Origin of the sequence: Mycobacterium sp. (assembly GCF_036273375.1) — a bacterium.
GTDB lineage: Bacteria > Actinomycetota > Actinomycetes > Mycobacteriales > Mycobacteriaceae > Mycobacterium.
This window is the reverse complement of the sequence record NZ_DASUHS010000022.1, coordinates 24,392-31,167: the sequence shown is the minus strand read 5'-3', so window position 1 is coordinate 31,167 and position 6,776 is coordinate 24,392. Positions and strand designations below refer to the sequence as shown.

Annotated in this window: 4 protein-coding genes; all 4 read left to right on the top strand. The window is 65.2% G+C overall.

Translation table 11 applies throughout. The annotated features are described in order from the left end of the window. The coding region (locus VFW69_RS02510; protein WP_526497837.1) for a DNA-directed RNA polymerase subunit beta at window positions 1-1,174 on the top strand (1,174 nt) is incomplete at its 5' end. Window positions 1,175-1,234: 60 nt separating this feature from the next. Then, on the top strand, window positions 1,235-5,185 hold the full coding sequence (locus VFW69_RS02505) for a DNA-directed RNA polymerase subunit beta' (protein WP_526497835.1): 3,951 nt from the start codon (window positions 1,235-1,237) through the stop codon (window positions 5,183-5,185). A 108-nt stretch (window positions 5,186-5,293) separates the two neighbouring features. Next, entirely contained in the window at window positions 5,294-5,941 is a 648-nt protein-coding gene (locus tag VFW69_RS02500; protein WP_526497833.1) for a dihydrofolate reductase family protein, read from the top strand. Between the two features lie 42 nt (window positions 5,942-5,983). Further along, a complete protein-coding gene (locus VFW69_RS02495; protein WP_526497831.1) occupies window positions 5,984-6,739 on the top strand; it encodes a deoxyribonuclease IV in 756 nt (251 codons plus the stop codon). The last annotated feature ends 37 nt before the right edge of the window (window positions 6,740-6,776 follow it).

Here is a 6,776-nt window from a genome sequence, read left to right as displayed (position 1 = left end):
CGAGCGCGGCATCGTGCGCATCGGTGCCGAGGTTCGCGACGGCGACATCCTGGTCGGCAAGGTCACCCCGAAGGGTGAGACCGAGCTGACCCCGGAGGAGCGGCTGCTGCGCGCGATCTTCGGCGAGAAGGCCCGCGAGGTTCGCGACACCTCATTGAAGGTGCCGCACGGCGAGTCCGGCAAGGTCATCGGCATCCGGGTGTTCTCCCGCGAGGACGACGACGAGCTGCCTGCCGGTGTCAACGAGCTGGTGCGCGTCTACGTGGCCCAGAAGCGCAAGATCTCCGACGGTGACAAGCTCGCCGGACGCCACGGCAACAAGGGCGTCATCGGCAAGATCCTGCCGCAGGAGGACATGCCGTTCCTGCCGGACGGCACCCCGGTGGACATCATCCTGAACACCCACGGTGTGCCGCGACGGATGAACATCGGCCAGATCCTGGAGACCCACCTGGGGTGGGTGGCCAAGTCCGGCTGGAACATCGACGGTTCGCCTGAGTGGGCGGTCAACCTGCCCGAGCAGTTGCTGCACGCGCGGCCGAACCAGATCGTGTCGACGCCGGTGTTCGATGGCGCCAAGGAGGAGGAGCTGCAGGGCATGCTGTCCTGCACGCTGCCCAACCGCGACGGTGAGGTCATGGTCAACGGCGACGGCAAGGCGGTGCTGTTCGACGGCCGTAGCGGCGAGCCGTTCCCGTACCCGGTGACCGTTGGCTACATGTACATCATGAAGCTGCACCACTTGGTGGACGACAAGATCCACGCCCGCTCCACCGGTCCGTACTCGATGATCACGCAGCAGCCGCTGGGTGGTAAGGCGCAGTTCGGTGGCCAGCGCTTCGGTGAGATGGAGTGCTGGGCCATGCAGGCCTACGGTGCGGCATACACGCTGCAGGAGCTGTTGACCATCAAGTCCGACGACACCGTCGGCCGGGTCAAGGTGTACGAGGCGATCGTCAAGGGCGAGAACATCCCGGAGCCGGGCATTCCCGAGTCCTTCAAGGTGTTGCTCAAGGAGCTGCAGTCGCTCTGCCTCAACGTCGAGGTGCTCTCCTCGGACGGTGCGGCGATCGAGTTGCGCGAAGGCGAGGACGAGGACCTCGAGCGGGCAGCGGCGAACCTGGGAATCAACTTGTCCCGCAACGAATCTGCGTCTGTTGAGGATCTGGCTTAGCGGCAACGCTCAAGCCAGCCTCTTATTGGTAACTAAACCCGCAAGGGGAAAGGGAGTTACGTGCTCGACGTCAACTTCTTCGATGAACTCCGTATCGGCCTGGCCACCGCGGAGGACATCAGGCAATGGTCTTACGGCGAAGTCAAGAAGCCGGAGACGATCAACTACCGCACGCTGAAACCGGAGAAGGACGGCCTGTTCTGCGAGAAGATCTTCGGACCCACTCGCGACTGGGAGTGCTACTGCGGCAAGTACAAGCGTGTCCGGTTCAAGGGCATCATCTGTGAGCGCTGTGGCGTCGAGGTGACCCGCGCCAAGGTGCGTCGCGAGCGGATGGGCCACATCGAGCTGGCCGCGCCCGTCACGCACATCTGGTACTTCAAGGGCGTGCCGTCGCGGCTGGGGTATCTGCTCGACCTGGCGCCGAAGGATCTCGAGAAGATCATTTACTTCGCCGCCTACGTCATCACCGCGGTCGACGACGAGATGCGTCACAACGAGCTCTCCACGCTCGAGGCCGAAATGATGGTGGAGCGCAAGGCCATTGAGGACCAGCGCGACGCCGACCTGGAGGCCCGCGCCCAGAAGCTCGAGGCCGACCTGGCCGAACTGGAGGCCGAGGGTGCCAAAGCCGACGCGCGCCGCAAGGTCCGCGACGGCGGCGAGCGCGAGATGCGTCAACTGCGCGACCGGGCCCAGCGTGAGCTGGACCGGCTCGAGGAGATCTGGACCACCTTCACCAAGCTGGCTCCCAAGCAGCTGATCGTCGACGAGAACCTCTACCGCGAGCTCATCGACCGCTACGGCGAGTACTTCACCGGTGCCATGGGCGCGGAGTCGATCCAGAAGCTGATCGAGAACTTCGACATCGACGCCGAGGCCGAGATCCTGCGGGACGTCATCAAGAACGGCAAGGGCCAGAAGAAGCTGCGCGCCTTGAAGCGTCTGAAAGTCGTTGCGGCATTCCAGCAGTCGGGCAACTCGCCGATGGGCATGGTGCTCGACGCCGTCCCGGTGATTCCGCCGGAACTGCGCCCGATGGTGCAGCTCGACGGTGGCCGGTTCGCCACCAGCGACCTGAACGACCTGTACCGCCGCGTGATCAACCGGAACAACCGCCTCAAGAGGCTGATCGACCTCGGCGCGCCCGAGATCATCGTCAACAACGAGAAGCGGATGTTGCAGGAGTCCGTGGACGCGCTGTTCGACAACGGCCGTCGCGGTCGCCCGGTCACCGGGCCGGGTAACCGCCCGTTGAAGTCGCTGAGCGATCTGCTCAAGGGCAAGCAGGGCCGGTTCCGCCAGAACCTGCTCGGTAAGCGTGTCGACTACTCGGGCCGTTCGGTCATCGTGGTCGGTCCGCAGCTCAAGCTGCACCAGTGCGGTCTGCCCAAGCTGATGGCGCTGGAGCTGTTCAAGCCGTTCGTGATGAAGCGGCTGGTCGACCTCAACCACGCGCAGAACATCAAGAGCGCCAAACGCATGGTGGAACGTCAGCGTCCCCAGGTGTGGGATGTCCTCGAAGAGGTCATCGCCGAGCACCCGGTGCTGCTGAACCGCGCACCCACGCTGCACCGGCTGGGCATCCAGGCCTTCGAGCCAATGCTGGTGGAAGGCAAGGCGATCCAGCTGCACCCGCTGGTGTGTGAGGCGTTCAACGCCGACTTCGACGGTGACCAGATGGCGGTGCACCTGCCGCTGAGCGCCGAGGCGCAGGCCGAGGCCCGCATCCTGATGCTGTCGTCGAACAACATCCTGTCGCCCGCGTCTGGCCGTCCGCTGGCCATGCCGCGTCTGGACATGGTGACCGGTCTGTACTTCCTGACCACCGAGGTCGACGGTGAAAAGGGCGAATTCAAGGCGGCCGCCAAGGACGAGCCCGAGGTCGGGGTTTACTCCTCGCCGGCCGAGGCGATCATGGCGTCCGACCGCGGCGTGCTGTCGGTGCGGGCCAAGATCAAGGTGCGGCTGACCCAGTTGCGTCCGCCCACCGAGATCGAGGCCGAGCTGTTCGGCGCCAACGGCTGGCAGCCGGGCGATGCCTGGATGGCTGAGACCACCTTGGGCCGTGTTCTTTTCAACGAGCTGCTGCCGGTGGGCTATCCGTTCGTGAACAAGCAGATGCACAAGAAGGTCCAGGCTTCGATCATCAACGATCTGGCCGAGCGTTACCCGATGATCGTCGTCGCGCAGACGGTGGACAAGCTCAAGGACGCCGGTTTCTACTGGGCGACCCGCAGTGGCGTCACGGTCTCGATGGCCGACGTGCTCGTCCCGCCGCGCAAGAAGGAGATCCTCGACCAGTACGAGGAGCGGGCTGAGAAGGTCGAAAAGCAGTTCCAGCGTGGTGCTTTGAACCACGACGAGCGTAACGAGGCGCTGGTGGAGATCTGGAAGGAAGCCACCGACGAGGTCGGTCAGGCGCTGCGTGAGCACTACCCGGCCGACAACCCGATCATCACGATCGTGGACTCGGGCGCCACGGGTAACTTCACCCAGACGCGAACGCTGGCCGGCATGAAAGGCCTGGTGACCAACCCCAAGGGTGAGTTCATCCCGCGTCCGGTCAAGTCCTCCTTCCGTGAGGGCCTGACCGTGCTGGAGTACTTCATCAACACGCACGGCGCTCGAAAGGGCTTGGCGGACACCGCGTTGCGTACCGCTGACTCGGGTTACCTGACCCGTCGCCTGGTGGACGTCAGCCAGGACGTCATCGTCCGCGAGCACGACTGCGAGACCGAGCGGGGCATCATCGTCGAACTGGCCGAGCGTCAGCCCGACGGCACACTGATCCGCGACCCGTACATCGAAACCTCGGCGTACGCACGGACTCTGGGCGCCGACGCGGTCGACGAGGGCGGCAACGTCGTCGTGGCGCGTGGTGAGGACCTGGGTGACCCGTCGATCGAAGCCCTACTGGCTGCGGGTATTACGCAGATCAAGGTGCGCTCGGTGCTGACGTGTACCACCGGTACCGGTGTGTGCGCGACCTGTTACGGGCGGTCCATGGCCACTGGAAAGCTGGTCGACATCGGCGAGGCCGTCGGTATCGTCGCCGCGCAGTCCATCGGTGAGCCCGGTACCCAGTTGACCATGCGCACCTTCCACCAGGGTGGTGTCGGTGAGGACATCACCGGCGGTCTGCCCCGCGTGCAGGAGCTGTTCGAGGCCCGCATCCCGCGCGGCAAGGCGCCGATCGCCGACGTCACCGGACGTATCCGCCTCGAGGACGGTGAGCGCTTCTACAAGATCACCATCGTTCCCGACGACGGCAGCGAAGAGGTCGTGTACGACAAGCTCTCCAAGCGGCAGCGGCTGCGTGTGTTCAAGCACGAGGACGGTTCCGAGCGGGTGCTGTCCGACGGCGACCACGTCGAGGTGGGCCAGCAGCTGATGGAAGGCTCGGCCGACCCGCACGAGGTGCTGCGTGTGCAGGGCCCGCGCGAGGTGCAGATCCACCTGGTCCGTGAGGTCCAGGAGGTCTACCGCGCTCAGGGTGTGTCGATTCACGACAAGCACATCGAGGTGATCGTTCGCCAGATGCTGCGCCGCGTCACCATCATCGACTCGGGTGCGACGGAGTTCCTGCCCGGCTCGCTGATCGAGCGTGCCGGGTTCGAGTCGGAGAACCGCCGCGTGGTTGCCGAAGGCGGCGAGCCCGCAGCCGGACGTCCGGTGCTGATGGGTATCACGAAGGCGTCGCTGGCCACGGACTCGTGGCTGAGCGCGGCGTCGTTCCAGGAGACCACGCGAGTGCTGACCGATGCGGCGATCAACTGCCGCAGCGACAAGCTCAACGGTCTGAAGGAGAACGTGATCATCGGAAAGCTGATCCCGGCCGGTACCGGTATCAACCGGTACCGCAACATCCAGGTGCAGCCGACCGAGGAGGCCCGGGCCGCCGCGTACACGATCCCGTCCTACGAGGATCAGTACTACAGCCCGGACTTCGGCCAGGCCACCGGTGCCGCGGTGCCGCTGGACGACTACGGCTACAGCGACTACCGCTAGTCAACAGCGAAAAGCCCCGGGTTCGCCCCGGGGCTTTTTCGTATGCCGATGAGTTCGGCCTGCGATCGAGGTCTACCTGTCGACCGTTGAAGATCCCAGGAGGAACGCGTGGCCCAACTGCTCAGAGTCCACAACTTCATGCTGTCGCGCGACGGCTTCGGCGCGGGGCTAAACCAATGCCTCGAGCGGCCATTCGGCGATGCCGACCAACCCGCCCTGTTCGCGTGGGTCGGCGCGACGGCGAGTTGGGTGGGCCGCAGCGAGCCGGGCGGGACACGCGGCCTCGACGACTACTTCGCACGAGACTTCAGGAACAACATCGGCGCGGAGATCATGGGTCGCAACAAGTTCAGCCCATACCGCGGTCCTTGGGAGGACCACTACGACTGGCAGGGATGGTGGGGCGACGAACCGCCGTTCCACACGCCTGTGTTCGTCATGACGCACCATGAGCGCCCGTCACTGGCCTTGGGAGAGACAACGTTTCACTTCGTCTCCGATGACGCGGCGAGTGTCCTGGAACAGGCGAAAGCAGCCGCGGCCGGCAAGGACGTCCGCCTCGGAGGGGGCGCGACCACCGTCCGGCAATTCCTCGACGCCGGCCTGGTCGACACTCTCCACGCGGCGGTCGCCGACATCGACATCGGCGCCGGGTCCCGACTCTGGGAGTCACCGGACGAGCTCGAAGACCGGTTCCACCACGAGGTGGTGCCCAGCCCAAGTGGGGTCACGCACCACCTGTTCTGGCGGAGATGACGGCTGTGCGGCGCGTCGGAGCCCGTCACTAGACTGGCCGACGTGCTCATCGGTTCACACGTCCGCAACGACGACCCGCTGGCCGCCGCCCAAACCGACGGCGCCGACGTGGTGCAGTTCTTCCTCGGCAACCCACAGAGCTGGAAGAAACCCAAACCGCGCGACGATGCCGAGGCGCTCAAAGCGTCGACCGTACCGCTTTACGTCCATGCGCCGTACCTCATCAACGTCGCCTCGGCGAACAACCGCATCCGGATCCCGTCGCGCAAGATCTTGCAGGACACCTGCGACGCGGCTTCGGAAATCAACGCGACGGCGGTCATCGTGCACGGCGGCCACGCCGACGACGACGATATGGAAGCCGGCTTCGAGCGGTGGGTCAAAGCACTCGACTACCTGGAAACGGACGTGCGGGTGTATCTGGAAAACACCGCCGGCGGCGACCACGCAATGGCCCGCTATTTCGACACCATTGGCAAACTGTGGGATCACATCGGCGACAAGGGAATTGGCTTCTGCCTGGACACCTGTCACGCCTGGGCCGCCGGTGAGGCCCTGATCGATGCGGTCGACAGGATCAGGGCGCTGACCGGACGCATCGATCTGGTGCACTGCAACGACTCGCGGGACGCGGCAGGCTCCGGTGCCGATAGGCACGCGAACTTCGGCACCGGCCAGATCGACCCCGAGCTGCTCGTCGCGGTGGTCGAGGCCGCCGGTGCGCCGGTGATCTGCGAAACCGCGGACGAGGGCCGCAAGGACGACATCGCCTTCCTGCGCGAGAACACCACGGGTTGACCCCGCCCGGCTATTACACCTCTTGTGCAACTGTCGG